This window comes from Stenotrophomonas sp. GD03680 (assembly GCF_029844625.1).
Lineage (GTDB): Bacteria > Pseudomonadota > Gammaproteobacteria > Xanthomonadales > Xanthomonadaceae > Stenotrophomonas > Stenotrophomonas maltophilia_P.
In genome coordinates, this window is sequence record NZ_JAOCKC010000011.1 from 30,967 (window position 1) to 57,060 (window position 26,094).

The 26,094-nt window shown below is 67.6% G+C and carries 26 protein-coding genes; all 26 read right to left on the reverse strand.

The annotated features are described in order from the left end of the window. Nucleotides 1-47: 47 nt before the first annotated feature. The gene (gene fliP, locus N5J29_RS13030; RefSeq protein WP_053519604.1) at nt 48-830 is read right to left on the reverse strand and encodes a flagellar type III secretion system pore protein FliP; all 783 of its coding nucleotides are present in this window, start codon (nt 828-830) and stop codon (nt 48-50) included. A 1-nt stretch (nt 831) separates the two neighbouring features. After that, entirely contained in the window at nt 832-1,239 is a 408-nt protein-coding gene (gene fliO, locus N5J29_RS13035; RefSeq protein ID WP_053519603.1) for a flagellar biosynthetic protein FliO, read from the reverse strand. Further along, nucleotides 1,236-1,571 (reverse strand): flagellar motor switch protein FliN, encoded by a 336-nt coding sequence (fliN, locus tag N5J29_RS13040; RefSeq protein ID WP_053519602.1) that lies wholly within the window; start codon nt 1,569-1,571, stop codon nt 1,236-1,238. The genes fliO and fliN overlap by 4 nt, the downstream gene beginning before the upstream one ends. Then, the gene (fliM, locus tag N5J29_RS13045) at nt 1,568-2,572 is read right to left on the reverse strand and encodes a flagellar motor switch protein FliM (protein WP_164153024.1); all 1,005 of its coding nucleotides are present in this window, start codon (nt 2,570-2,572) and stop codon (nt 1,568-1,570) included. The genes fliN and fliM overlap by 4 nt, the downstream gene beginning before the upstream one ends. Before the next feature lie 10 nt (nt 2,573-2,582). Beyond that, nucleotides 2,583-3,101 carry a flagellar basal body-associated FliL family protein gene (locus tag N5J29_RS13050; protein ID WP_164153023.1) on the reverse strand — a complete coding sequence of 173 codons (519 nt, stop codon included), beginning with the start codon at nt 3,099-3,101 and terminating at the stop codon, nt 2,583-2,585. 111 nt (nt 3,102-3,212) lie between these two features. Further along, the gene (locus N5J29_RS13055) at nt 3,213-4,304 is read right to left on the reverse strand and encodes a flagellar hook-length control protein FliK (protein ID WP_065183031.1); all 1,092 of its coding nucleotides are present in this window, start codon (nt 4,302-4,304) and stop codon (nt 3,213-3,215) included. Next, the gene (gene fliJ, locus N5J29_RS13060; RefSeq protein WP_164153022.1) at nt 4,301-4,768 is read right to left on the reverse strand and encodes a flagellar export protein FliJ; all 468 of its coding nucleotides are present in this window, start codon (nt 4,766-4,768) and stop codon (nt 4,301-4,303) included. Before fliJ ends, N5J29_RS13055 begins: the two co-directional genes overlap by 4 nt. 3 nt (nt 4,769-4,771) lie before the next feature. Further along, nucleotides 4,772-6,157, reverse strand: a complete 1,386-nt coding sequence (locus N5J29_RS13065; protein ID WP_053519597.1) for a FliI/YscN family ATPase — start codon at nt 6,155-6,157, stop codon at nt 4,772-4,774. Next, nucleotides 6,154-6,795, reverse strand: coding sequence for a FliH/SctL family protein (locus tag N5J29_RS13070; RefSeq protein ID WP_053519596.1), 642 nt, complete (start codon nt 6,793-6,795; stop codon nt 6,154-6,156). Before N5J29_RS13070 ends, N5J29_RS13065 begins: the two co-directional genes overlap by 4 nt. Then, nucleotides 6,792-7,778 (reverse strand): flagellar motor switch protein FliG, encoded by a 987-nt coding sequence (gene fliG / locus N5J29_RS13075; RefSeq protein ID WP_053519595.1) that lies wholly within the window; start codon nt 7,776-7,778, stop codon nt 6,792-6,794. The genes N5J29_RS13070 and fliG overlap by 4 nt, the downstream gene beginning before the upstream one ends. A 7-nt stretch (nt 7,779-7,785) precedes the next feature. Next, on the reverse strand, nt 7,786-9,432 hold the full coding sequence (gene fliF, locus N5J29_RS13080) for a flagellar basal-body MS-ring/collar protein FliF (protein ID WP_053519594.1): 1,647 nt from the start codon (nt 9,430-9,432) through the stop codon (nt 7,786-7,788). A 12-nt stretch (nt 9,433-9,444) separates the two neighbouring features. Continuing rightward, nucleotides 9,445-9,810 (reverse strand): flagellar hook-basal body complex protein FliE, encoded by a 366-nt coding sequence (fliE, locus tag N5J29_RS13085; protein ID WP_053519593.1) that lies wholly within the window; start codon nt 9,808-9,810, stop codon nt 9,445-9,447. 259 nt (nt 9,811-10,069) lie between these two features. Next, nucleotides 10,070-11,575 (reverse strand): sigma-54 dependent transcriptional regulator, encoded by a 1,506-nt coding sequence (locus tag N5J29_RS13090; protein ID WP_065176167.1) that lies wholly within the window; start codon nt 11,573-11,575, stop codon nt 10,070-10,072. Then, a complete protein-coding gene (locus tag N5J29_RS13095) occupies nt 11,572-11,949 on the reverse strand; it encodes a response regulator transcription factor (protein ID WP_053519591.1) in 378 nt (125 codons plus the stop codon). Before N5J29_RS13095 ends, N5J29_RS13090 begins: the two co-directional genes overlap by 4 nt. A 14-nt stretch (nt 11,950-11,963) precedes the next feature. Beyond that, complete coding sequence (gene rpoN, locus N5J29_RS13100) at nt 11,964-13,373, reverse strand: RNA polymerase factor sigma-54 (RefSeq protein WP_053519590.1); 1,410 nt, start codon at nt 13,371-13,373, stop codon at nt 11,964-11,966. 269 nt (nt 13,374-13,642) lie between these two features. After that, entirely contained in the window at nt 13,643-14,275 is a 633-nt protein-coding gene (locus tag N5J29_RS13105; protein WP_053519589.1) for a response regulator transcription factor, read from the reverse strand. Between the two features lie 91 nt (nt 14,276-14,366). Further along, nucleotides 14,367-14,945 carry a PilZ domain-containing protein gene (locus N5J29_RS13110; protein WP_111186090.1) on the reverse strand — a complete coding sequence of 193 codons (579 nt, stop codon included), beginning with the start codon at nt 14,943-14,945 and terminating at the stop codon, nt 14,367-14,369. Continuing rightward, nucleotides 14,942-15,235, reverse strand: a complete 294-nt coding sequence (locus tag N5J29_RS13115) for a hypothetical protein (RefSeq protein ID WP_111186089.1) — start codon at nt 15,233-15,235, stop codon at nt 14,942-14,944. Before N5J29_RS13115 ends, N5J29_RS13110 begins: the two co-directional genes overlap by 4 nt. Next, nucleotides 15,232-15,648 (reverse strand): flagellar export chaperone FliS, encoded by a 417-nt coding sequence (gene fliS, locus N5J29_RS13120; RefSeq protein ID WP_053519586.1) that lies wholly within the window; start codon nt 15,646-15,648, stop codon nt 15,232-15,234. Before fliS ends, N5J29_RS13115 begins: the two co-directional genes overlap by 4 nt. A gap of 127 nt (nt 15,649-15,775) precedes the next feature. Continuing rightward, entirely contained in the window at nt 15,776-17,191 is a 1,416-nt protein-coding gene (gene fliD / locus N5J29_RS13125) for a flagellar filament capping protein FliD (protein WP_164153021.1), read from the reverse strand. A gap of 436 nt (nt 17,192-17,627) precedes the next feature. After that, nucleotides 17,628-18,806: a flagellin gene (locus N5J29_RS13130; RefSeq protein ID WP_164153020.1), complete on the reverse strand. Its 1,179-nt coding sequence runs from the start codon at nt 18,804-18,806 to the stop codon at nt 17,628-17,630. 86 nt (nt 18,807-18,892) lie between these two features. Further along, the gene (locus tag N5J29_RS13135; protein WP_279924438.1) at nt 18,893-20,125 is read right to left on the reverse strand and encodes a flagellin; all 1,233 of its coding nucleotides are present in this window, start codon (nt 20,123-20,125) and stop codon (nt 18,893-18,895) included. A 72-nt stretch (nt 20,126-20,197) separates the two neighbouring features. Continuing rightward, nucleotides 20,198-21,415 carry a flagellin gene (locus N5J29_RS13140; RefSeq protein ID WP_197625486.1) on the reverse strand — a complete coding sequence of 406 codons (1,218 nt, stop codon included), beginning with the start codon at nt 21,413-21,415 and terminating at the stop codon, nt 20,198-20,200. A 394-nt stretch (nt 21,416-21,809) separates the two neighbouring features. Then, nucleotides 21,810-23,012, reverse strand: a complete 1,203-nt coding sequence (gene flgL, locus N5J29_RS13145; RefSeq protein ID WP_164152920.1) for a flagellar hook-associated protein FlgL — start codon at nt 23,010-23,012, stop codon at nt 21,810-21,812. After that, nucleotides 23,009-24,889 (reverse strand): flagellar hook-associated protein FlgK, encoded by a 1,881-nt coding sequence (gene flgK / locus N5J29_RS13150; RefSeq protein WP_164152919.1) that lies wholly within the window; start codon nt 24,887-24,889, stop codon nt 23,009-23,011. Before flgK ends, flgL begins: the two co-directional genes overlap by 4 nt. An 8-nt stretch (nt 24,890-24,897) precedes the next feature. Then, nucleotides 24,898-26,094 carry a flagellar assembly peptidoglycan hydrolase FlgJ gene (gene flgJ, locus N5J29_RS13155; protein ID WP_164152918.1) on the reverse strand — a complete coding sequence of 399 codons (1,197 nt, stop codon included), beginning with the start codon at nt 26,092-26,094 and terminating at the stop codon, nt 24,898-24,900.

The following is a 26,094-nucleotide window of genomic DNA, read 5'->3' on the forward strand; positions in this document are numbered from 1 at the left end:
CGGCCGACGGCAATGGCTGGCGGCCCCTGCAATCACGCCGGTCCGGGTCACGCCGGATTGAAGCTGGCCGCCAGCGTTCCCACCGTCAGCACCCAGCCGTCGACGAGCACGAACAGCAGGATCTTGAAGGGTGCCGAGACCAGCATCGGCGACAGCATCATCATGCCCATCGACATCAGCACGCTGGCCACGACCAGATCGATGATCACGAACGGGATGAAGATCAGGAAACCGATCTCGAAGGCGGTCTTCAGTTCGCTGGTCACGAACGAGGCGACCAGGACCGGGAACGGGATCGCATCCGGGCTGGCGTAGGTGCCGTGCCCGGCGATGCCGGCGAAGGTCATCAGGTCGGTCTCGCGGATCTGCGCCAGCATGAAGCCGCGCAGCGGCTGGGTGGTCAGTGTCCACGCGGTCTGGAAGTCGATCTGGCCGTTGAGGTAGGGCGCCATTCCACTGCTCCACGCCTTGTCCCAGGTCGGCATCATCACCATCGCGGTGAGGAACAGGGCCAGGCCCAGCAGCACCTGGTTGGACGGGGTCTGGCCGGTGCCCAGTGCCTGCCGCAGCAGGCCCAGCACGATGATGATGCGGGTGAACGAGGTCAGCACCAGCAGCATCGACGGGATCAGGGTGATCGCCGTCATCAGCAGCAGTGTCTGCAGCGGCAGGCTGACCGGCTGGCCACCGATCCTGCCCACGTTGACATCCGGCAGTGGCGTGGTCGGAGCAGCGCCCGGCGCGGCAAAGGCGAGCGCGGGCAGCAGGCACAGGGCAATCAGCAGCAGCCACGCGATCAGGGTAGCTGGACGGGTACGGATGACACGCATGTCAGGGGTCCTTGCGCAGCCGCTGCTGCAGCAGCTGGGCGAAATTCGGAAGGTTCTTCAGGTCCGGCACGCGCACCGGCGCGGGCGGCGGCAGCGGTTCGGAAAGGGTGTGCAGGGCGTTGATGCTGCCGGCGGTGACGCCCAGCAGCAGTTGTTGGCCGTTGACCTCCACCACCACGACGCGTTCCTTGGCGCCGACGCTGAGGCTGGCCACCAGCTTCATGCCGTCGGCCGGGCGGAAGCCGCTGCCGGGCAGGCGCTTGAGCAGCCAGCCCAGGCCGACCACCAGGGCCAGCACGGCCAGCAGCGCCAGCACCGCGCCGAACAGGCCCGGTGCCGAGGCCGCGTGCTGGCCGACCGGGGCGGCGGCCTTGCCGACGCCCAGCAGGGTGGACGCCAGCAGGCTCAACGCAGTCTCCGGATGCGTTCGCTCGGGCTGACCACATCGGTCAGGCGCACGCCGAAGCGGTCATTGATCACCACGACCTCGCCGTGCGCGATCAGGGTGCCGTTGACGAATACGTCGAGCGATTCACCGGCGCCACGCTCCAGCTCCACCACCGAACCCTGGTTGAGCTGCAGCAGGTTGCGGATCGGCAGGCGGGCGCGGCCGACTTCCAGCGACAGGGTCACCGGCACGTCGAGGATCACGTCCAGATTCAGATCGACCCCGGAGGCCTCGTCGGCGTGCAGGGTGCCGAACTGGGCCGGAGTCGGTTCGAGGGCGTCGGTATCGTTCATTGCGGGTCTTCCTGGATGACGGGTACGCGCGGGCGGGTGCCCGGCGGATGGGTAGCAGTGATCTTCACGGCATTCACGCCGTTGGCGATGCCGAATTCGCCGGTGAACACCGGGATGTTCTCCACGCACAGCGGCACCTGCGGGCTCAGCTCGATCGGCAGGATGTCGCCGACCTTCAACCGGGTCAGGTCACGCAGGGTCATGCGCTTGCTGGCCAGCACGCTGGACAGGGTCACTTCGGCGATGTTGAGCTGCTCGCGCAGGGTCTGGCCCCAGCTTTCGTCGCGGTCGTTGCGATCGCTCTGGATGCCGGCATCGAGCAGCTCCCGGATCGGTTCGAGCATCGAGTACGGCAGGGTGACGTGGATGTCGCCGCCACCGCCGTCGAGCTCGACATGCAGGCGGCACACCACCACGTATTCGCGCGGGGTCACGATGTTGGCGAAGTGCGGGTTGATCTCCGAGTTGATGTACTCGAACTCCACGTCCATCACCGGTGCCCACGCTTCGCGCAGGTCGGCGAAGGTCTGCTTCAGCAGCAGATGGATCACGCGCATCTCGGTGGCGGTGAACTCACGGCCTTCGATCCGGGTGGGGTAGCGCCCGTCGCCGCCGAAGAAGTTGTCGACGATGGCGAACACCAGGGTCGGCTCGAACACGATCAGGCCGGTGCCGCGCAGTGGCTTGAAACGGATCAGGTTCAGGTTGGTCGGCACATACAGCGAATGCATGTAGTCGTTGAACTTGATCAGCTCGATGCCGCGCACCGACAGTTCGGCCGAGCGCCGGATCAGGTTGAACAGGCCGATGCGCCACAGGCGTGCAAAGCGCTCGTGGACCATTTCCAGCGTCGGCATGCGGCCGCGGATGATGCGGTCCTGGCTGGCGAAGTCGTATGAACGGGCTTCGCCGGAGGGCGGCTCCGGGTCGGTCTCGACCGCGCCGCTGTCCACGCCGTGGAGCAGGGCATCGATCTCGTCCTGGGACAGCAGATCATTCATCGGTGGGCCCTTACTGGGTCACGAAGCTGGTGAACAGCAGATCGTCGGCACCATTGCTGCCGGTCTCGGCCTTGAGCACCTTCTGCACCTCGGCCAGCGAATCGGCCTGCAGCTTCTTCTTGCCGGCGATATCGGCGATCTGTGCCGGCTCGACCTGCGAGAACAGCATCAGCAGTCGTGCACGCAGGGCCGGGGCGTGGGTCTTGATCGCCTCCAGCGCGGCCGGATCACGGGTCATCAGCTGCACTTCCAGCTGCAGGTAGCGCGGGCCGTCGATGGGACCATTGAGGTTGACCACGAACGCGGGCTCCAGCGCGAAGTACTGCGCCGGTGCCGGCGTGGCGTTCTTCTTCCTCGGCGCCTGGCTGGTCTTTTCTTCCTGCGTGGACTGGGTGAAGAACCACACGCCGCCACCGGCGGCAGCGGCAGCCAGTACGGCCACCAGCGCGGTGATCAGGATCGGACTGCGCGGCGTGCGGGCCTTGTCCTTTTCGACGTTCTTCTTGGTTTTGTCAGCGGCTGCGGCCACGAGGTGAAGCTCCTGAGGGTTGCTTCACCGGGATATGCAAGGGGTGTGCCGATGCACCGGGAACAGGGTGCGACGGAAATCCGTCGGCAGGGCCTGCGTCGGTCGCGCACGTCAGGCATAGGCGTCCAGCAGGCCACGCTGGCGGATCAACGGGGTGGCCGGCAGGCTGGCATCACCCCGCGTCGGTTCTCCGTCACCCCGACCTGCCTCCTGCCCGGCCTGGCCGGCAGGTGCGCCACCGCCGCCCGGCTGATGGCCGACATCGGCGTGGGCCAGCTGGAAGCCTTGTTCGCCCAGCAGTTCACGCAGGCGTGGCAGGCTGCTTTCCAGCGCCTGGCGGACATCCACGTGCGGGCTGCTGAAACTGGCGTGGACCTTGTCACCGTTGAGCTGCAGGCGTACGTCCACCGGCCCCAGATCGTCCGGGCTCAGTCGGATGTGGGCGTGGCCGATCTTCTGGTCGGCCAGCCAGCCCAGGCGGGCGCCAATGGCCTGGTCGAATCCATCGTCGCCAAGCACCGGCTTCGGCGTCGGTTCACCGTTGAAGACCGCGTTGCTGGACAGCGCCGCCTTCAGATCCTGCAGTGCGGCGGGCAGGGGCGCCTGCAGGGGTGCAGGCGGGGCACGATCACCCTGCAACGTGCTGTCGGTGTCACCGCTGCGCTCCAGCGCGGCGTCGCCCGTCGGCAGCACAGGCAGGGACAGTGCGCCGTCCTCGCCATCGACGCCCGTGGCGGGTGACTGCACCACGGCGGCAGGCGACGCGGCAACCGGCGATGGGGGGGCGGTGGTCGCCGCCAGGGCCGGAGGCGCTGTGCCCGTTGCGGACGGTGGGACGCTGGCCGCAGGGTCGGCGGGCAGTGGGGTGGCCAGCACCAGCCCGGCCAGACCGAATGGAGGCCAGGGCGCTTCGTCGGTTTCCGTCGTCGCGTCCTGGTCGGTCGCAGCCTTGCCGGCCGGTGGCGCAGCGGCCTCGCCCGTAGCCTGCTCGCTGGCGGGGGGCCGCACGCTGGCGGCGTCATCGCTGCCGGTGGCCGCAACGCCGGTCGGCGCGGGGCTGTCCGCGGGCGGGACGGGCGCACCGCCCTGCAGCAGCTGACCGAAGTCCTTGCCGCCTTCGCTGCGTGCCGTGCGCGACGGGCTGCTGCCCACGCCGGGCGGAGTGGCCGTCGTGCTGCTGCCGGAAAGCGCGGCGGGCGTCACGAACGGACTCCGGTGTCTGCGCCGTCCTGGTCCTCGGCCTGCGCCAGGCGGGAGCGGCGCGCGCCGATGTCATCCATCTCGCGCTGGTCACGGCGGTCTGTCACCACCTTTTCCTGTGCGCGATAGCTGGCGGCCAGCTGCTCCAGCACCGCCTTGTCCCGGCTGGCCAGGATCAGGCGCGCGCGTTCGGCTTCGACCTTCTCGCGGTTGCCGTCGACGGTGCGCTGCTGCTGCTCCACCGCACTGTCGAGGCGGTCAAGGAACGCACGCCGGTTCAACAGCTGGGCAGGACTGGTCGCGGCCATCTGTGCGTTGGCGTACTCCTCGGCATAACGTCGCAGTTCGTCCAGACGCGACAGGTGAGTGTCGAGAAGGCGCTGGCGCTCGGCAAGGTCGCGGGCGACCGCATCTTCATGTTCCTGTGCCCGCCTCAGCAGAGGGTCGATACGCTTGGACTGGTTCATCGCTTACACCTCGTTTTCCACCAGGCGCTGCAGCGCCGCCTGGCTGTGCGGGAGATCCGCGGCCTTGGCCACGTCCTGTCCCAGGAATTCCATGATTTCCGGCCAGCGTTCCAGGGCTTCGTCGGTGGCCGCGTCGTTGCCGCGCTGGTAGGCGCCGATGGCGATCAGGTCGCGGTTGGCCGAGTAGGCCGACACCAGCCGCTTGAGCTTGCGGATGCGCAGGCGCCACGGTTCGTCGGCGATTTCCGTGACCACGCGGCTGACGGACGATTCCACGTCGATGGCCGGGTACAGGCCGCTGTCCGCGACCCGGCGCGACAGCAGGATGTGGCCGTCGAGGATCGCGCGTGCGGCGTCTGCGATCGGATCCTGCGGATCGTCGCCTTCGGTCAGTACGGTGTAGAACGCGGTGATGGAGCCGCGCCCCTTGGCGCCGTTGCCGGCGCGTTCGACCAGCGCGGGCAGCTTGGCGAACACCGACGGCGGGTAGCCGCGCGTGGTCGGCGGTTCGCCCACCGACAGGCCGATCTCGCGCTGTGCCTGCGCGAAGCGGGTCAGCGAGTCCATCAGCAGCAGGACGTTCAGGCCCTGGTCGCGGAACCATTCGGCAATGGCGGTGGCACGGTAGGCGCCATGCAGGCGCGCCAGCGGTGGCCGGTCGGCCGGGCTGGCGACCACCACCGCGCGGCGCAGGCCTTCCTCGCCCAGCGTGGTTTCGACGAAATCGCGCACTTCGCGGCCGCGTTCGCCGATCAGCCCGACCACGATGACGTCGGCAGCGGTGTAGCGGGTCATCATGCCCAGCAGTGTCGATTTGCCGACGCCGGAGCCGGCGAACAGGCCGACACGCTGGCCACGGCCGATCGGCAGCAGTGCGTTGATGGCGCGCACGCCCACATCCAGTGGCTGGGTGATCGGCTCGCGCGCGAGTGGATTGATCGACACACCGGCCATGCCGACGTGGCCTTCGGCACGGATCGGGCCCTTGCCGTCCAGCGGTACGCCATCGCTGTCGATTACCCGGCCGAGCAGGCCTTCGCCCACTTCCACGCCGCCGCGCCGTGCCGATGGCACGACCCGCGCGTTGGGCAACAGGCCATGCAGTTCGGCGCTGGGCATCAGGTAGGTGCGCTCACCGGCGAAGCCGACCACTTCGGCATCCACCCAGCCACCGTCGACCACTTCGACCTTGCAGCTGGCCCCCAGCGGTGCTTCGCAGCCGACCGCTTCCAGGGTCAGCCCGACCGCACGGCGCAGCACGCCTTCGCGGATCAGGCCACGGCCGTGTGCGGTGTCCACGCGCAGCCCGTCCAGGCGACGGGCCAAGCGTAGATTGCGGGCCAGGGCCCAGTCGGCCGCAGGCGGCGGCAGTGGCGTTTCGGCCGTCATGCGTTCGCTCCGGTCTGGCGGATCACTGCGTCCAGCGCGCCACGCAGGCGGGCTTCGAGAGTGCCGTCGATGCGCACGGCCTCGGCATGCACGCGCAGGTCGCCGCGGCTGAGGCTGGTGTCGGCAACCAGCCGCTGCTGCGGTGGCAGGGTGAGCAAGGGGGCGAGGGCAGCGATGTCGTCCGGGTGCAGGCGCACTTCCACTTCGCGCGTGCTGCCGCCGACCGCATCGATGGCTTCGCCGACCAGCTGTGCCAGCAGCGCCGGTTCGGCCTCGTAGGCGCGACCGACCAGGGCACCGGCGATGCGGACCGCCAGCTCTCCCAGCGCACCGACCACCTCGTTCTCCAGGCGGACCAGCGGGCGGCTGAAGTTGTCCAGGATGCCCTCGATCTGCGCGGCAAGCCGGCGCACCTCGGCCTGGCCCTGGCCATAGCCCTCCGCATGGCCGTGCTGGAAGCCTTCCTTCTCGGCACTGTCCTGGATGGCCTGTATCTCTTCCAGGGTCGGCAACTGCAGCGGCGGTTCCGGCTCGTGCTCCGGATCCGGCCCGGCGTGCCCGGACGCGTCCTCCTGTTCCAGCACGGGTTCCGGCTGGGCCAGCAGGTCAGGGGCGAGCCAGCGCACGACCGTGCTCACAGCATGGCCTCCGCGCTGCCGCCGATGGTGATGGTGCCTTCATCGGCCATGCGCTTGACGATGGCCAGGATCTCGCGCTGCGCGCCTTCCACGTCGGACAGACGCACCGGCCCACGGGCCTCCATGTCCTCCAGCAGGATCTCGGCGGCACGCTGGGACATGTTGCGGGTGATCTTGTCGCGGACCTTGATGTCGGCGCCGCGCAGGGCCAGTCCCAGCCGCTCGCCGCTGACTTCGCGCAGCACCAGCTGCATCTCGCGGTCGTCCAGATCCACCAGGTCGTCGAACACGAACATCAGGTCCTGGATGCGGCCACTCAAGGGCGCGTCGATGCGTGCGATCTCGCCCAGGATCGCCTGGTCCTGGCCGCTGTCCATGAAGTTGAGGATGTTGGCCGCGCACTGCACGCCGCCGATGTTGGATGACTTCAGGTTCTGGTTGCCGGCGAACTGGCGCTCCATGATCTCGTTGAGTTCATTGAGTGCGTTCGGCGGAATGCCATCGAGGGTGGCGATGCGCAGCAGCACGTCCACGCGGGTGCGGTCGGGCAGCAGTTTCAGCGCATCGGCGGCCTGGTCGGTTTCCAGGTGGGCCATGACGATGGCGATGATCTGCGGGTGCTCGTTGCGGACCAGGTCGGCGACCGCACGCGGATCCATCCACTTCAGCGCATCCAGGCCGGTGGTGTTGCGGCCCAGCAGGATGCGATCGATCAGGTTGCCGGCCTTTTCGCTGCCCAGTGCCTGCACCAGCATGTTGCGGATGTAGTCGTCCGACCCCACGCCCAGCGAGGTCTTGGAGCCCAGCTCCTGGCCGAACTGGTCCATCACCCGTTCCACCTGTTCGCGGGTGATGTCGGACATGGTGGCCATCGCGATGCCGATCTTCTGGACTTCCTTGGGTTCCATGTGACGCAGCACTTCGGCCGCGTCCAGTTCACCCAGCGACAGCAGCAGCACGGCGGCGCGCTGCACTCCGGTCAGCGGTACCTCAGTCATTGGCCACCCAACCCTTGACCACCTGGGCCACGCGCTTGGAGTCGGTCTTCACGGCTTCACGGGCCATCCGCAGTCGTTCCTCGTAGGAGTCCACCGGCAGGGCCAGCGCCTCCGGTCCACCCAGGCCAGCGCGCTCGGCACCCAGGGCCGGCAGCGGGCTGCCATCGTCATCGACCAGCTGCACGTCAGCGGTATGCGGTTCCAGTGCCAGCGGGTCGTGCTTCTTCGCCTGGCCGGTGATGGCACGCAGCGCCGGACGCAGTACGCCGAACAGCAGCGCCAGCACCACCACGGCCCCCAGCAGCATGCGGCCGGCATCGTGCACCCACGGCAGTTCCCACCAGGCCGGGCCTTCCACCGGTGTGGTCTCGCGCACGAACGGGGCATTCATCACCGACACCGTATCGCCGCGCTCGGCGCTGAAGCCGACGGCCTGCTTGACCAGCGCCTCGACGCGGGTCAGTTCGGCGGCCGACAGCGGCTGCGGGGTAAGTGCGCCATTGGCGCCGGGGCGCGGCACGTTGTCCACCAGCACCGCCACCGACACGCGCTTGATGCGGCCGGCCGGCTGGCGGGTGTGCTGCAGCGTGCGGTCCAGCTCGTAGTTGCGCGTGGCGTTCTTGCTGCTTTCGCTCGGCGTCTGCGCGGTCTGTGGCGGCGCAGCCTGGCCCGGCGGCGTGTTGCTGGTTGCGCCAGGCACGCCCTGCGGTCCGGGCGTGCTGGTGGTGTTCTCGCTCATCTGTTCGCTGCGCAGCTTGGCCGGCTCGCCGTTGTACAGCTCACGCGCTTCCTCGGTGACCGAGAAGTCCATGTCCACGCTGACTTCCGGATTGACGCGGCCCGGGCCGGTCATCGGTTCCAGCAACTCGCGGATGCGCTGGTTGAAGGAGGTCTCCTGCCGGCGGACCTGCTCGAACTGGGCGGCGTTGACCGCCGCTTCGCTGTTCGGGTCGCTGATGCTGAGCATGCGCCCGCTCTGGTCGACCACGGTCACCCGTTCCGGCGACAGGTCCGGAATGCTGGCGGCGACCATGTGCACGATCGCATCCACCTGGCTGCGTTCCAGCTGCTGGCCACCGCGTAGTTCCAGGGTCACCGAAGCACTGGCGACGTCGCGCTGGCGGGTGAAGGCGCTGGGCTTGGGGATGGCCAGGTGTACGCGTGAGTCACGCACCGGTCGCAGCGTATTGATGGTGCGCGACAGTTCGGTTTCCAGCGCGTGCTGGTAGCGCGCGCTTTCCACGAACTGGCTGACACCGAAGCCCGGGTCGCGCTCCATCAGCTCGAAACCCAGCTTGCCGCTGTCGGTCAGGCCGGAGCCGGCCAGCTTCAGGCGGGCGTCATGCAGGTTTTTCTCCGGCACGGTGATGCCACCGGTTGCCGGGTCCAGGGCGAACGGGATCTGCGCTGCACGCAGCAGGTCGGTCGCTTCAGCGGTGGCCTTCTGGTCCAGGCCGGTATACAGCGGAACCATGCCGGGCTTCTGCGACCAGAAGAACACGAACAGGCCCGCCGCCACCGCCACTGCGATCATCGCCATCAGCCCCAGCCGACGGGTGATCTGCAGGCTCTGCAGGCGGTCGAACCATTGCCCCGCCTTCTCGGCGTTCAGGCTGTCCTTGGAAAGCGTCAGTGCCATGCGTCAAGTTCCTTACAGCGGCATGTTCATCACGTCCTGGTAGGCCTGGACGAGACGGTTGCGGACTTCCACGGTGGCGCGGAAGGCGATCTGGGATTGCTGCGAGGCGACCATCACCTTGGCCAGGTCGGCGCCGGGTTCGCCCATCTCGAACGCCTTGGCCAGCGCGCCGGACGTCTGCTGCGCATTGTTGACGCCGGCAATCGCACCGCGCAGGGTCTCGGTGAAGCTGGCCGGCTGCACCTGCGGCGCATCCAGCACCGCACCAGGAAGGGCATTGCTGCGCGGCGCTTCAGCCAGCGGATTGAGCACCGGCTGTCCCATCTGGGACTGGTAGGTGCGGATCTGCGAAAGGATCGAAGTGACGGAGTGGGACATCTGCAACGGTTCCAGGAACAGGGATGGGGAATCTGCAGGGATCACTGCAAGTGCCGTGCCGGAGCGCCTGAGTGGTTCAGAAACGTGAGGGAAGTTTGCGTTCGGCGGAGGAAGGGCGAGCTGGCGTGCCGATACGCTGTCGTCATCTGCCGGTGTCAGTGAACCGGCGTCGGTTTTTTGGCCTTGCCGGCGGCCGCCGGATACACGAACGCCCGGGCAAGCCCAGGCGTCCGTGCCCCCTTCATGCTGGCGATCACGCTCAGCTGGCCAGTTCGGCCTGCTCGCGTTCGATGCCGTACTTGCGCAGTTTTTCCACCAAAGTGGTGCGGCGCAGGCCCAGCAGCTGCGCGGCGTGGGCGACCACCCCCTGCGTCCGCTCCAGCGCTTCATTGATCAGGCCCAGCTCGATGCTGGCCATGTGGTTGCGCAGGTCCAGGCCGTCGTCGGGCAGGGCCGTGGCAGCCGCAGCGCGGTTGACCGCGATGCCGTGCTCCAGCGACGGCTGGCCGCCGCTGCCGGGGGTGTGGAAGGAGAAGCTGCGCAGGTCCAATCGCTCTTCGCTGGGTGCTGCCGGTACCGCTGCCGGGGTGCTGACGGGGGCCAGCATGGCGTCGCCCCGGTAGCGCGCGGGAAGGTCCTGCACGCGGACCGAACCACCCGGATGCAGCACCGCCAGGCGTTCGACCAGATTGGTCAGCTCGCGTACGTTGCCTGGCCATTCGTAGCCCGCCAGCGCCTGCAGGGCTTCGGCAGTGAAACGGACTTCGCCGCGGCCGGTGCGCGCCAGCTGCGCGGCAATGGTTTCCACCAGTGCCGGCAGATCCTCGCGCCGTTCGCGCAGGGCCGGCACGTCGATCGGGAACACATTGAGGCGGTAGAACAGGTCTTCGCGGAACTTGCCGTCGGCGATCCGGCTCTCCAGATCGCGGTGGGTCGCTGCGATCACCCGCACGTTGCAGCGGATGGTCTGGTTGCCGCCGACACGCTCGAAGCTGCGCTCCTGCAGCACGCGCAGCAGCTTGACCTGCATCGGCAGGCTCATGTCGCCGATCTCATCCAGCAGCAGGGTGCCGCCCTCCGCCATTTCGAAGCGGCCCTTGCGCGCGGTCAGCGCGCCGGTGAAGGCACCCTTCTCGTGGCCGAACAGTTCGCTCTCGAGCAGGTCGGCTGGAATGGCGCCACAGTTGATCGCCACGAATGGCCCGTCGCGGCGCGGCGAGCGCTGGTGGATGGCGCGCGAGACCACTTCCTTGCCGGTGCCCGACTCGCCCAGCACCAGGACGGTGGTGTCGAATGCCGCGACCTGGTCGATCATCGTGCGCAGCGCGCTCACAGCGGCACCATTGCCGGTGGGTCCCTGCTCCTGCACGGCGCCCGCCTGGTGCTCGGCATCCAGGCGCTTGAGGCTGGCACGGCGCAGCAGGGCTTCCATCTGCGCATGGCGCAGCGGCGTCTCCAGCGGCCAGATGTTGGCTTCATGCAGGCCGTGGCGGTGGGCGAAGGCACTGGCCTCGCCATCGGCCAGCAGCACCGGCGGCGGCAGGCTGCTGCCACCCAGCCATGCGTAGAGGGCGGTGCTGGCGGCGCTGTCGTCGAGGCTGCCGACGATCACCGCCATCCAGTCGCTCTGGCGCTGCCGCCCCAGGTCGAAGTCTGCCGCGTCGGAAACCCAGCGCGGATTGAAGTCCATGAATTCCAGCAGGGCAACGGTGCGTTCGGCACGCACGGCGTCGTTGTCCAGCACCAGGATGCGCGACTCGCTCACGATCGATCCTCCCTGAGGCCTTCCAGGATCGGCATCACTTCCTGGATGTAGGACAGCTTGCTGACGAAATTGTCGGCGCCGGCGCGCAGTGCATGCTCGCGGTGCTCGGCGTCATCGAAGTGGCTGGCGATGACGATGTACGGGGCGTCATCCTGCGACTTGATCAGGCGTGTCGCCTGCAGGCCGCCCATTTCCGGCATCGCCAGGTCCATCAGCACCACCTGCGGGCGCAGCGTCTCCGAACGCTCGATCGCTTCCAGGCCGTTGCCGGCACTGCCGACGATCTGCAGCCAGTCGATCTTGCGGAAATGGCGCATCGCTGCGTTGATGAAACCTTCGTGGTCGTCGACCAGCAGGACCGTGAGCGTGTTCATGTCCAACATCCTTTTCAGCCCACCCGGGCCAGCTGCGGTTGCCTGGCGCTGAGCCGGCGCCGTTCGCGGGCCGGGGCGATATCCAGTTGTTCTCGGTATTTTGCGACGGTTCGGCGTGCAATGTTCACCCCCTGGCGCGAAAGCAGGGCGGCGATGGCCTCATCGGCCAGCGGCCGACCGGCCGGCTCGGCATCGATCAGGCGGCGCACCATGGCCTTCACCGCCTGGCCGGAGACGCTGGCGCCTTCCAGGCGCACCGCGAAGAAGTGCTTCAGCTCGAAGGTGCCACGCGGGGTCTGCAGGTACTTGCCGGTGGTGATGCGCGAGACGGTGGACTCGTGCATGCCGATCTCCTCGGCCACTTCCTTCAGGGTCAGCGGCGCCATCGCTTCCTCGCCCCGGACCAGGAACGCAGCCTGGCGCTCGACGATCACCCGCGCGGTACGCAGCAGGGTGTCATAGCGCATCGACAGGCCACGGCTGAACCAGCGCGCTTCCTGTAGCATCTCGCGCAGCGCCGGTGCAGCCTCGTTGCTGTCGGCCAGGGCCTGTTCGTACTGCGTGTTGATCGATACGCGGCGGCTGGTCGCCGGATTCAGGGCCACTTTCCACTGGCCGTCGGCGTGCCAGGCGACCACGTCCGGTACCACCACGGCATTGCGTTCCGGCAGCAGGTTGTCACCCGGGCGGGGTTGCAGCGAGAGGATCAGTCGCACTGCTTCGCGCACGTCACCGATCTCGGCGTCATGCAGGCGGGCGAGGGCGGGGTAGTCGTGCGCGGCCAGCGGCTCGAGCGCGCCGGCAAGGATGCGGGTGGCCAGGTGCCGCGCGGGAACCACGCCGTCCAGGCTGCGCAGCTGGGCCTGCAGGCTTTCGCGAAGGTCCCGCGCGGCCATGCCGGCGGGCTCGCCATGCAGCAGGCGCTGGCGGACCGCTTCGACACCATCGGCGGCGATGTCGAACTGGGCGCTGGCCAGCAGTTGCAGCTGTGCCAGCGGTGCCTGCAGATAGCCGGCGTCATCGCAATGCTCGAGCCAGAAGGCGGCGACCGCCAGCTCGCGGTCGTCCAGGTCCAGTGCCAGCCGCTGCAGCACGCGCAGCTGCGGATCACTCGATTCGCCCGCCGCGATGCGTGCCATCCGGTCGTCGTCGCCGTCCTGCCAGCTGGCGCCGGCAACGTCCCACATCGAGGACTCCGGCAGCTCGTCGAACGCCGCGGTTTCCAGCGTGGTGGCGCCGGCGTCGCCGGGTTCGGGTGCAGGTGCTTCGGCATCCTCGATCTCCAGCATCGGGTTGGAGTCGAGCAGGCGCTGGATTTCCTGTTCCAGATGCAGCCCGTCCAGCTGCAGCAGCCGGATCGACTGCAGCAGCTGCGGGGTGAGGTGAAGTTGTTGGCCCAGCTGGGCCGAGAGTGCAGCCTTCATCGTGGTTCCCCGGCGTCGCTCCCCGACGCCTTGTGGAACGCATCTTGCTTCTGATCCGGCGGGTGCGGAATCAGGGGGTTCCTGAGGTGGTTGGTGAATTACCCGACAGCGTGTAGGGGTTTTCCCGACATCGGCGCGGGATGTTGACGTTTCCCGGTCGCAAGCCCTTGATTTCCTGTTGCGCACGCGGTCGGGGCGTCGTGCCGGCGTGTACGGGATTCCGTCAGTGCCTGTGGGGGTGACGGGAACCCGTCATCCGGATGGCGCGGTCACTCCAGCTCGTGCTGGTGGCGGGCGGCGAGCAGCAGCAGGTCGTTGGCGCGGCGGCACCCCAGCGACTCCATCATGCGCGCGCGGTGGGTTTCCACGGTCTTGACGCTGATGCCGAGATCGGCGGCGATTTCCTTGTTGCTTTCGCCTTTGCCGATGCGGCGCAGGATCTCGCGCTGGCGGGGTGACAGCGCGGCGATACCGGTGGGCTTCTCGCGGCCCAGCATGGGCGCCAGCATCTTCGCCGAGATCTGCGGGCTCAGGAACACCTGGCCGGCGTGTGCGGCGCGCAGCGCCAGTTCCAGTTCCTGCGGAGCGGCATCCTTGACCACGAAGCCGACGGCACCACGATCCAGTGCGTCGCGCACGTGGGCGGCATCATCGTGCATGGTCATCATCACCACCCGGGTGCCGGGTGCGCGCATGCGGATGTCGCTGAGTGCTTCCAGGCCGGTGCGTCCGGGCAGGGACAGATCCATCAGCACCACGTCCGGCGCGTGCTGCAGGGCCAGTTGCAGCGCCTGCTCGGCGTTGCTGGCCTCGGCCACGAGCTGCACGTCGGCAAACCCCTGCAGCAGCCGCGCCAGGCCGGCGCGGACCAGGGTGTGATCGTCGACGATGAGAACTCGCACAGGCACGCTGGAGGTCCGGGAGGGGAGTCCACCTTAACTTAGCTGAACGGGCGAGCCAAGCGTCGTCCGTTGCGGGCGGGCGTGCCAGGGTTCAGCGCGCCCGCCTTGCTTCGGCCACCTGACGTCTGTGCAGGCGGAACAGATGCCGCTCCATGGCCATTTCCAGCCCGTCGCCGAGGCGATGGAAACGCAGCCAGAGATAGTGGCCTCCGCTGCCATCGGCGGCCTCGGCAACCACTTCCACCGGCAGATCGATATGGTCGGGCAGCCAGTCGCTGGGCTGCACGCGGACCACGCCGGCCTGGCCCGGGGCCGCGCCACTGCGGGGGCCCAGCTGCAGGCGGATGCCGCGCCGGGACCAGCGCACCGGGCGCAGGGTCAATGCCGGGCCCTGCTGGCGCACGAGCCGGCCCAGCAGCACCATGGCCAGATCCAGCTTGGCTTCCAGCCGCTGCAGCGGAAGGCTGGCCTCGCTGCGCTCCTCGTGTTCATCGACACGGCTGTCCTCGACCAGCGCCAGGCTGCGCAGCAGGCCTTCGGCGCTGCTGGTACGTCCCGCCGCATTGCCGGCCTGGAACTCGACCGGCAGCGCCAGCTCGCAGCTGAGCGTCTCGTCGAACAGCTCGCTTTCGGCCGGGTGATGCAGCGACGTGGTCGGCAGGAGGGTCATGCCAGCGATTCTGCCTGCAGGTAGGCGTGCGCGGCGCGAAGGGAGCGCCGTCCATCGTGCAGCTGCACGGCCACCGCGTCGCGGCGGTGGCGCAGCAGGGTGAGCAGGTTCTGCTGGCGTTCGAACAGCGCGGTCAGGGGCGCATGGTCGGCGGCCGCCAGCGGTTGGCTCAACAGCGCGTGCAGCTTGCTGTCATGGCCTTCGAGCAGGCTGTCGGCGGTGTCGAAGGCATCTTCACCCAGCGCCTTCTCGAAAGCATCCAGCTGCGCATGCAGTGCCTGCAGGCTCATGGTGCCACCGCTGCCGTACGGCGCTGCTCGTGCGGAATTGCGTTCCAGGCGCTGTCGATCTCGCCCAGCAGCTGCAGCGATTCGTCCAGGGCGGCGCGGTCGTTGTGCAGGTTGGCCTCGGTCAGGCGCTGCAGCACGTAGTCGTAGAGGGACGAAAGATTGCCGGCAATCTCGCCGCCGGCCTCATGGTCCAGCGAGCCGTTGAGGTGGCCGACGATGGCGCAGACCTCGCCGATCGCCTTGCCCTTGCCGGCATGGTCGCCGCGCTCGAGGCTGGCCAGTGCGCGCCGCACGCGCTCCAGCGCGCCCGCCAGCAACAGGGCCACCAGCTTGTGCGGATCGGCATCGGTGACCGCACTGGTCACACCCACCTGGCGGTACTGCTCGGCGTACTGACGGCTGGAACCGTACATTCGTGATTCTCCTTGCGCTGGGTGCTGCAGCAGGATCGTGACGATCGCTGCCGGCAGTACCGCGATGATTGCTGTTGCGTCCGTTATCGGTGCGTTCGGCACCAAACTTGAGTGCCGCGCGCGTCCGTCAACCGTTCAACTGCGCCAGCTGCTGCTGCAGCGCCGAACTGCTCTGCTGCAGCTTGCCCATCAGGCTGTCCAGTGCGAGGAACTGCTTCTTGTACCGTGCCTCCACACCGACCATGCGTGTATCCAGGTCCTTGCGGCGCTTGTCGATGCTGTCCAGGGTGTTGTTCAGGCCCTTGGTGCGGGCAACGAACGCACCCTCCTTGCCGACCGTCGTGCTCACGTAGCCGTCGACCAGCGAGTACAGCTGGCCCGCACCGCCGGCATCGCCGGTGATCGCCTGGCGGATCTTCTCCGGCTGGCTGGCAAGCGCGGCAGCGAACTTGGTGGTATCAAGCACCAGGCTGCCATCGGCATTGGGGTAGCCACGGGTCTGCAGGCCGATGGCCTTGGCGTCCAGGCCATCGCCGGACAGCGACTTGAGCACGCCCGACATCACCGAGCGCAGCTGGCTGGCGGCGCCGCGCATCTGCGCATCGCCGGTGAGGGCTGCCGCTTCCTTGGTCTTGGCGTCGTACTTGGTTTCGGTGTTGATGGCGGCGATGGCCGCGTTGTACGCGGTCACGAAATCCTGCATCACCTTGGTTGCCGCGGCGGTGTCGGTGCTGATCGTGACCGTGCTCTGTCCTTCCTTCTTCAGGTTCAGGGTCAGGCCCGGTATGGCGTCGGCCACGGTGTTGCTGGCGCTCACCACTTCAACGCCGTCGATGGTCAGTTTGGCATCGGCGGCGGCGGTGTTCTGCTTCAGGCTGCCGACCAGCGCTCCCAGCTTCGGGTCGCTGCCGGCGTATTCGAGCTTGATCGCGTTTGCCGCGCCGGTCTTTTCCTGTGCGATCGACAGGTACTGGTTGTCGCCGGAGCTGATCAGGGTGGCCTGCACGCCTTCCTTGCGGCCGGCGGCGTCGATCTTGTTGCGGATCGTGGTCAGCGTGTCGCCTTCCTCGACCTCCACGTTCATGGTCTTGGCCTTGTCGCCGACGCCGACGGTCAACGTCAAGGTTCCGGCGGCGAACGTATCGGTCTTCGGCACGGAGGTGTCGGCGATCAGCTTGTGTGCGGTCGCCAGCGACTTGACGTCGATGATGTGCGTACCGTTGGACGCTGCCGCCTTGCTGGTGCCGACGTCATACAGTGCCACGCTGGCCGTCAGGATCTCGTCGGTACCGCCGCTGCCGCCCTTGCTTGCGGTGACCGTGCGGGTGTCGAAGGCCGTAGTGGCCTTAAGCGCAGTGAGGGCGGTCTTCAGCTTGTCGAAGGCCGCGGTGACGGTGCCGATCGACGACAGCTGCATCTTGGTCTTGGACTGCTGCAGGTTCAGCGCATTGTCGGCGGGCTTGCGGTCGGCCGCGACCAGCTGGCTGACGATGCTGGAGATGTCCAGGCCCGAGCCGATGCCACCGTATCCAAAGTCTGCCACGTCGTTTCTCCTGGTAATCCGGGCGCCGCGCTGCGGCCGCCCGTCGTCAACGAAAATAGCGGCCTGCGCCGCTGGGTCTTGAGGACTTCGTTGATGCATGCGCCGTGCCAGTGCCGGACGGCAGGTTTGGCATGCAGGTTGCAGGAGTGACGGGGCAGGGTGCGGTCGGGACGACGCAGGCTGCCGGGAGTCTGCAAAAAACCCTCCCCCAAAGCAGGGGAGGGATCAGGCTACTGACAATCGGGGGGAGACGAAGCCGCCCGGTGCGTACAGTCAAAGGTACAGCGCTGAAACAGAGGTCCGCAGGGGCGGGCGATGCCAAGCCGGTTCGGGAAGCGTCCCGGGCCGGGCATGGCCCGCGCCTGCGTGCGCCGTGGCTGTCGGGTTGCCGCTGCCGCCGGTTCGACCGGCGGCAGCGGTACCTTCTTGCCGTGGATCAGCGCAGCAGGCTGAGCACGCCCTGCGGTACCTGGTTGGCCTGGGCCAGCATGGCCGTACCGGCCTGCTGCAGGATCTGGGTACGGGTCAGTTCAGCGGTTTCCTTGGCGAAGTCGGTGTCCTTGATGCGGCTGCGCGAGGCGGACAGGTTCTCCGTCGAGGTCTGCAGGTTGGCAACCACCGAGGTGAAGCGGTTCTGGATCGCACCCAGGTCGGCGCGGGTGTTGTTGATCGAACCCAGTGCCTTGTCGACCACTTCCAGCGCCTGCTGGGCACCGAGCACGGTGCTCACGTCCAGCTTCTGCACGTTGGCAGCGGTGGCGGTGCCAGCCGTGTAGGTGGCCGTGGCGGCCTTGGCGTCCCATGTGCCCGCGGTGGCGTCGAAGTCGCTGCGCTCCAGCGCGATGTCAGCGGCAACGACATCCTTGCCTTCCTTCACCGAGCTCAGCTTCATCGTGCCGTCGCTGTTGGCTTCGGCATAGATGCCGGCTTCACCGATCTTGGCATTGATGGCGGTGGCCACGGCCTTGGCGGCCTCTTCGGCGGTCGCGCCGGCCTTGATCTCGACGGTACCGATGTCAACGTCCATCACCTTGCCGGTGATGCGTGAGCCATCCGTGCTTGCATCCAGGGCAGCCGTAGCACCGGTCGCGAAGGTCGCGGTGCCCAGCGATTCGGTCTTGGCGTCCACCACCTTGTCGATGGCGATGGCCTGCCCGGCATTGGCACCGACCTGGAACAGCTGGCTGGAGAACGAGCCGTCCAGCAGCTTGGTGCCGTTGAACTCGGACTGCTTGGCGACGCGGTCGATTTCGCTGACCAGCTGGGTCACTTCAGCCTGCAGCGCCTTGCGGTCGCTGGCCGAGTTGGTGGCGTTGGACGACTGCACCGACAGCTCACGGATGCGCTGCAGGTTGTTGCCGATCTCGGTCAACGAGCCTTCGGCGACCTGGGCCAGCGAGATGCCGTCGTTGGCGTTGCGGATGGCCACGTCGGTGCCGCGGATCTGGGTGCCGAAGCGCTCGGAGATCGCCAGGCCAGCGGCGTCGTCCTTGGCGCTGTTGATGCGCGAACCGGAGGACAGGCGCTGGATGGTGGTGGCCAGCGATGCGCCGCTGGTGCTCAGATTGCGCTGAGCATTCAGCGACATCGTATTGGTGTTGATGACTTGTGCCATGGTGCATTTCCTTTGGCGGAGGTGGTGCGTGGTTCAGGGTCCGGGCGCCGGCCTGGCCGGCGCCCGGGAGTCGATCGCGGTGCGGATCAGCGCAGCAGGCTGAGCACGCCCTGCGGTACCTGATTGGCCTGGGCCAGCATGGCCGTACCGGCCTGCTGCAGGATCTGGGTACGGGTCAGTTCAGCGGTTTCCTTGGCGAAGTCGGTGTCCTTGATGCGGCTGCGCGAGGCGGACAGGTTCTCCGTCGAGGTCTGCAGGTTGGCGACCACCGAGGTGAAGCGGTTCTGGATCGCACCCAGGTCGGCGCGGGTGTTGTTGATCGAACCCAGTGCCTTGTCGACCACTTCCAGCGCCTGCTGGGCACCCTTCACAGTGCTGATGTCGACGTCCTTCAGCAGCTTGCCCGGTGCGGCGCTGGTGCTGGCCGTGGCGTCATCGCTGTCGAAGCCGGTGACGCCGGTGCTGGTGCCTGCGGTGGCCGACATGGCGACGAACTTGCCGTCCTTGTCGACGCTTTCCTTCACCGAGGTCAGGTTGATCTGGCCGGCGGTGGTGCCGTCGAGTTCGGCATAGACACCGGTCTCACCGATCTTGGCGTTGATCGCGGTCACGGTCGCCGCGGCCAGGGCAGCCTGGTCCTTGGCGGCGTCGCCGGTGGAGGTGATCTTGACGTCGGCGATCTTGATCGCCGAGGTCAGGCTGCCGCCACCGATGGTCAGGCCGGAATAGGTGATTTCCTTGCCGGCATCGGCTGCCAACGAGCCACCTTCTTCGATCGTGATCGAGTTGGAGTCGAAGACGGCATTGCCCAGCGCGTCGGCCTTGGCATCGACCACCTTGTCGATGGCAATAGCCTGGCCGGCATTGGCGCCGACCTGGAACAGCTGGCTGGAGAACGAACCGTCCAGCAGCTTGGTGCCGTTGAACTCGGACTGCTTGGCAACGCGGTCGATTTCGCTGACCAGCTGGGTCACTTCGGCCTGCAGCGCCTTGCGGTCACTGGCCGAGTTGGTGGCATTGGCGGCCTGCACCGACAGCTCGCGGACGCGCTGCAGGTTGTTGCCGATCTCGGTCAACGAGCCTTCGGCGACCTGGGCCAGCGAGATGCCGTCGTTGGCATTGCGGATGGCCACATCGGTGCCGCGGATCTGGGTGCCGAAGCGCTCGGAGATCGCCAGGCCAGCGGCGTCGTCCTTGGCGCTGTTGATGCGCGAACCGGAGGACAGGCGCTGGATGGTGGTGGCCAGCGAGCTGCCGCTGGTGCTCAGGTTACGCTGAGCATTCAACGACATCGTGTTGGTGTTGATGACTTGTGCCATGAGGAGAGGTCCTTGAGCGGTTGCACGTGAGTTGGGTCAGACGCCCCCGACGTGCCCCGGGAGCGGCTCATGTCAGCGCTGCAACAGGCTGAGCACGTTCTGCGGCACCTGGTTGGCCTGGGCCAGCATGGCCGTGCCGGCCTGCTGCAGGATCTGGGTGCGGGTCAGTTCGGCGGTTTCCTTGGCGAAGTCGGTATCGCGGATACGGCTGCGCGAGGCCGACAGGTTTTCGGAAGAGGTCTGCAGGTTGGCGACCACCGAGGTGAAGCGGTTCTGGATCGCGCCCAGGTCGGCGCGGACGCTGTTGACCGACTCCAGGGCCTTGTCGACGATCTCCAGGGCCTGCTGGGCGCCGGCGACGGTATCGATCTGGATGTCGGCGACGTGGGCGGCAGCGGTCCCGGCGGCGGGGGCGTTCAGGTCGGTGGCGGTGGCGGCCGGCCCCATCTTCACGGTCACACCGGCCACGGTGTTGTCGGCCTTGATCGAGGTCAGGGTGACTTCGCCCGCAGTGGTGGACTGCGCGGCATGCAGGCCGGTTTCGCCGATCTTGCCGTTCAGGGCGGCAGCCAGCGCCTTGGTGGCGTTGTCCTGGTTGACCTTGCGCACCGCAGCGATCTCGGCGGCGGTGGCCGGCGCGCCCGGCGGGGTGGTGTAGTCGAACGTGACATCGCCGATGCTGACACCGCCGACCGTGATGTTGGCCAGCGTGCCGGCGGCGGCATCGACGGCTGCGTCATCCAGGGTGGCGCTGCCAGCGTCGACGAAGGTGGTCGCGCCCAGCGAATTGGCCTTGGCATCGACCACGCTGTTGATGGCGATGGCCTGGCCGGCGTTGGCGCCAACCTGGAACAGCTGGCTGGTGAAGCTGCCATCGAGAAGCTTGGTGCCGTTGAAGTCGCTCTGCTTGGCGACGCGGTCGATTTCGCTGACCAGCTGGGTCACTTCGGCCTGCAGCGCCTTGCGGTCGCTGCTGGAGTTGGTGGCATTGGAGGCCTGCACGGCCAGTTCGCGGATGCGCTGCAGGTTGTTGCCGACTTCGCTCAGCGAACCTTCGGCGACCTGGGCCAGCGAGATGCCGTCGTTGGCGTTGCGGATGGCCACGTCCAGGCCGCGGATCTGGGTGCTGAAACGCTCCGAGATCGCCAGGCCGGCGGCGTCGTCCTTCGCGCTGTTGATGCGCAGGCCGGACGAGAGGCGCTGGATGGTGGTGGCCAGCGAGTTGCCGCTGGTGCTCAGGTTGCGCTGAGCGTTGAGCGACATCGTATTGGTGTTGATTACCTGTGCCATGGGGTCGTCTCCTCTTATTTGGAACCCGTAGGTGAATGGAACGAAGCGCCGCCTGTTTTTTTGTTTGGCTGTGTGCTTCGCCGTTGCCAAATGAATAACGGCGCTTTGTCAACAACCTTTAGGCGTGAATTTCGATGAGCCGGAAAAAGCCCGCGGGACGCTGTTTTTCCGGGGTTTCACCAGCCCGGAAGGGGGTACGTCGGGGCCGGGCAGGGACGACGGGCAACACCCGGCGGGCGCCGCTGGCAGCGCCGGGTGGGGCGGGCCTGGGGGCGTGGATCGTGAATGAACGCGCGCGGCGCACCCGCGGGCGAGGCAGCGGCAAGTGCTGCGGAAATGAAAAAGGCCGCGATGCAGGGCATCGCGGCCTTTATGGGCGTGTGCTGGAAACGGATCAGCCGATCTTGTTGAACAGCGACATCGACTGCATCTGCGAGAAGATCGTCTGTGCAGCCTGCAGCGCCGTGCTCTGCAACTGGTACTGGCTCAGGGCATCGGCGTAGTCCAGGTCGCGCATCTGTGACAGGGTGGTCTTCAACGTCACACTGTTGGCTTCGCGCATGTCCGCTGCATTGTCCAGCGCCTTGAGCTGCGAGCCGCCGGCAGCACGCGAATCGATCATCCGCTCGGACGCGCGGCCTACGTCGCGCAATGCACTCTGCAGCTGGTTCTGCTGTGCCGCCAGCTGTGCGGTGCTGCCGGTATCGGCGTCGAGTGCGGCGATCAGCTTGTCCATCGTCGCGAAGATGTCGCGGCTGCCGGCCGGCTGCACGTTGAAGGTGTCGCCGGGGTCGGCAGCGCCGGTGATCTGCAGGCGCACGCCGTTCACTTCCAGTTCGTCGCCGGGCTTGAGCGTGCCGGTACCGGTCACGTTGCCGGCTGCGTCCAGCACCTCGTACTGGTCGCTGGCGGTGAAGCGCACGCTGAAGGCCTGGCCGTTCCAGCTGTCACTGCCGTCGCGGGTGATGTTGGTCAGCACGCCCTTGCCGGTGTTGCCTGCGGCGGCACTGCCATCGACGAAGCCATCGCCGGTCGGAATGCGCATGAAGATCTCGCTGCCGGGCAGGGCGTCGAGCACGTAGGTGTCCGGCCCCACTTCCACCTGGCGCTGGGTCTGGTCGCCACGATAGACCACCTTGCCGTCGATCTTGGCGAACGGCGGATCGCCGTCATGGGTGCCACCGAATACATAGCGGCCGGTACCGTCGCTGCTGTTGGCCAGCGACAGCAGGCCGTCGCGGATCTGGTTCAGCTCGGTGATCAGGGTCTTCTTGTCCGCGGCGCTCAGCGCCGGATTGCTGGCCTGCAGCGTCAGGTCGCTGACGCGGCCCATCAGATCGTTGACCTGGGCCAGCGTGTTCTCCTGCACGCCGAGCCGGTTCTGCACGTTGCCGGCGTTGAGGCCCATACGCTCGAGGGCCGCCAGGCTGCGGTCCAGGCCCACGGCGGTGCCCGCGGCCACGGGATCGTCCTTGGCGCTGACGATCTTGCTGCCGGTGGCGATCTGCTGCTCCAGGTGATTGAGCTTGGCCTGCTTGGCCAGCATCAGCGTCACCGACTGGTTGAACATCATTCCGGTGGAGATGCGGCTGCTCATCGGCGGACGGCTCCCAGGATGGTCTGGAACATGTTGTCGGCAGTGGAAATCAACTGCGAGGCGGCCTGGTAGGCCTGCTGCAGGCGGAGCATGTTCGCCGCCTCCTCATCCAGGTTGACGCCGGAGATCTCGTCGCGCGCGTCCTGGGCCTTTTCGTTGATCACCAGCTGCGCTTCAAGCGAGTACTCGGCCGAGCGCGCTGCCGCGCCGACCTGGGTGGTCAGCCCGCCCAGTGCGCCGTTCAGGGTGACGGTGCCGCTGCTGAATGCCTTGGCGCTCTCCACCTTGGCCAGCCTTGCCGCGTTGCTGTTGTCCGAAGAGCCGGCCGGGGTCGGGGTGATGTTGAAGGTGTCGCCGGTGCGCGGTGCACCGTCGAGAACGAAGCTCCAACCGTTGGCGCTGATGGTCTGGCCCGGGGTGTAGGTCTGCGGCGGGCCACCATCGATGGTGTAGGTGGTGGCGGAAGTGAAGACGATCGCCGCAGGATTGCGCAGGTTCGCATGGCCGGCATCGGTCACGGAGACGCCGCTGAGCTTGCCCGTACCGGTATTGGCGGTGGCGGCGGCGCCCTTGACGGCAGCCGCGGCTGCGATGCGCGAGGGATCGGTGATGGCGATCTCCAGGCTGCCGGCCACGCCGGCAGTGGGCTGCAGCAGGAAGCGGTCGTTGATTGCCGGCGTGCCGCCGACCACCAGCTCGACACCGTTGATTACCAGCGGATCGGCGGCGGTGCCGGTGCCGGTCAACGGAATGCTGGCGCCGGTGTCGGCGCGGCTCGCCTTCCACTGCGTGCCATCGAACTGCAGGACGACGTTCTGCGCGTCCAGCTTGCCGAGATCGCCGAAGCTGGCACTGATGCTTGCCGTGCCGGTGTTGCCACTGTTGGCCGTCACCCGCGGCGTGCCGATGTTGAAGAAGTCACCGCCGAGCTGGCCGTAGAGATCCACGCCCTGGTGGTGGACTTGGTTGAAGCTGTCGGCCAGGCCGATCGCCAGCTTGCCCAGTTCCGCCTGCGCCGGGGTCAGCACGGTGTCGCGGAACTCCATCAGCCCACCGATTTGGCCGCCGACGGCCTTGGGATCCAGGGTGATGGTGTTGCCCTGCGTTTCCAGCGCCAGCTGCAGGCGCTCGGGCTGGTACGGATCGGCCACGGTGGTGACCCGGGTGGCGGTGGTGCCGACCACCAGCGCGTTGCCGCCAGCGGTGTAGACGTTCATCACGCCGCCGTCCTGGATCACCGCGGTGCCACCGGTATAGCCGATCAGCTGCGAGATCAGCTGGTCGCGGCGATCGAGCAGGTCCGGGGCCGCGCTGGCGATGTTGGTGCCGATGGCGCCGTTGATCTGGGCGATTTCCTGCGCCAGCCGGTTGACCTCGGTCGCTCCGGCGAGCAGGCCGTTGTTGACCTCGCTGTTGAGGTTGTTCAGATGGGTATTGAGCTGCACGAAACGGTTGGCCAGTGCCTTGCCACCGTCCAGCATGCTCTGCCGGTCGGCCGTGCCGGAGGCATTGGAAGACAGGCCGCTGACCGAATCGAAGAAGTTGGACCAGACGCCTGCGACGTTGGTGGCGGCGTCGGAGAACAGGGCGTTGACGCGGTCGGCCATGCCGGACAACTGCTTCAGGCGTGCCAGCTCGCCGCTGCTGTCGAGCAGGCGCGAGATCGCCAGCTGGTCGGCAGTGCGCCGGATGTCGGTGATGCGCGTGCCGTTGCCCACCGTGCCGTAGCCGAAGTTCTGCGGATCGGCCGTGGCGAAATTGACCTTCTGCCGGCTGTAACCCGGCGTGTTGAGGTTGGCCACGTTGTGGCTGGTGGTTGCCAGGGCGCGCTGGAAGGCGAGCAGGGCACCGGTACCGGTGGAAAGTACGCTGGACATGGGGTTCCTCAACGACGGGTGATACCCAGCGCCGCTGTTGCGGTGCTGGCGAAGGTCTGGCCAAGGCGACTGCCGGCATCGGTCACGGCGGCGACGGCACGCTCGATGGTCGGGCCGCCGGCGATCGCGGCGATCTTGGCGGCGTAGCGCGGATCGGTGGCATAGCCGGCCCGCTGCAGGCCCCGGGCGAAGCCCTGCACATCGGTGCCGGCCTGCAGGGCCTGCTGGTAGCGCGGGCTGGTCTTCAGCAGGCGCACGTAGTCGGCGAAGCTCTCGGCCGGCGAGGAGTAGGCGCGGAAGCTTGCGGTTTCATTGCGGCGCACGCCATCGACGTACTCATGGGTGCCGGCCACCGCACGCTGCCCGTTCCAGCCATTGGCCTTGATGCCGAACAGGTTGTGCGAGGTGCTGCCATCGGCGTGCTTGATCTGGCGCTTGCCCCAGCCGGTTTCCAGTGCGGCCTGCGCAACCAGCGCGCGGGCGTCCACGCCCAGCTCCCTGGCTGCGCTCTGCGCGTGCTGCCAGATGCTGGCGACGAAGCCTTCCGGGGTATGCGCACCCAGCTGGGCAACCGCGTTGCGGGTCGCCAGCGCATCGGTCGTAGTGCCGCTGCCACGGTTGCTGGCAGTGGCGGCCCACTGGTCGTTGCGGGCTGCCCAGTCGGGGCCGTCAAGCCCGGCGATGTAGGGATCATCGGTGCCCAGCGACCGGTGGACGCTGCTGCTTTCGCGGCCGGCGATCAGGTCCAGGGCCTGTTCCATCGGCGCGATGGCGGCCGATGCATCCTGCTGTGCACCTGCGGCCATCTGCTGCAGCATGCGTACGGCCTGGCCGGCGTCCTCCAGCGGCAGCGACGGCGCCGCCTTGGCGGGCGCGTTGAGCTGATAGGCCCGGCTGGCCTTCGCAGCGCCGATGCCGGTATCCAGCGCCGGTCCTTCGGCGGTCGCTCCGGACAGCTGGCGGGTGATCATGGCCGACAGCCCGAGTCCCTTGCCACGGGCCATCGCCTCGGCGATCTTCTGGTCGTACATCTCCCGGAACATCTTGTTCTCACCGGGAAAGAGCGAGTCGCCGAAACTGGCATCGCGCATGCTCTTGACCAGCATCTGCGCGAACTGGCCTTCCAGCTGCCGCGCGACCTTGTCGATCCTGGCCGGGTCGTTCTGCTGCGCCGGATTCAGCTCGAAGGCGGGGGTGATGCGCAT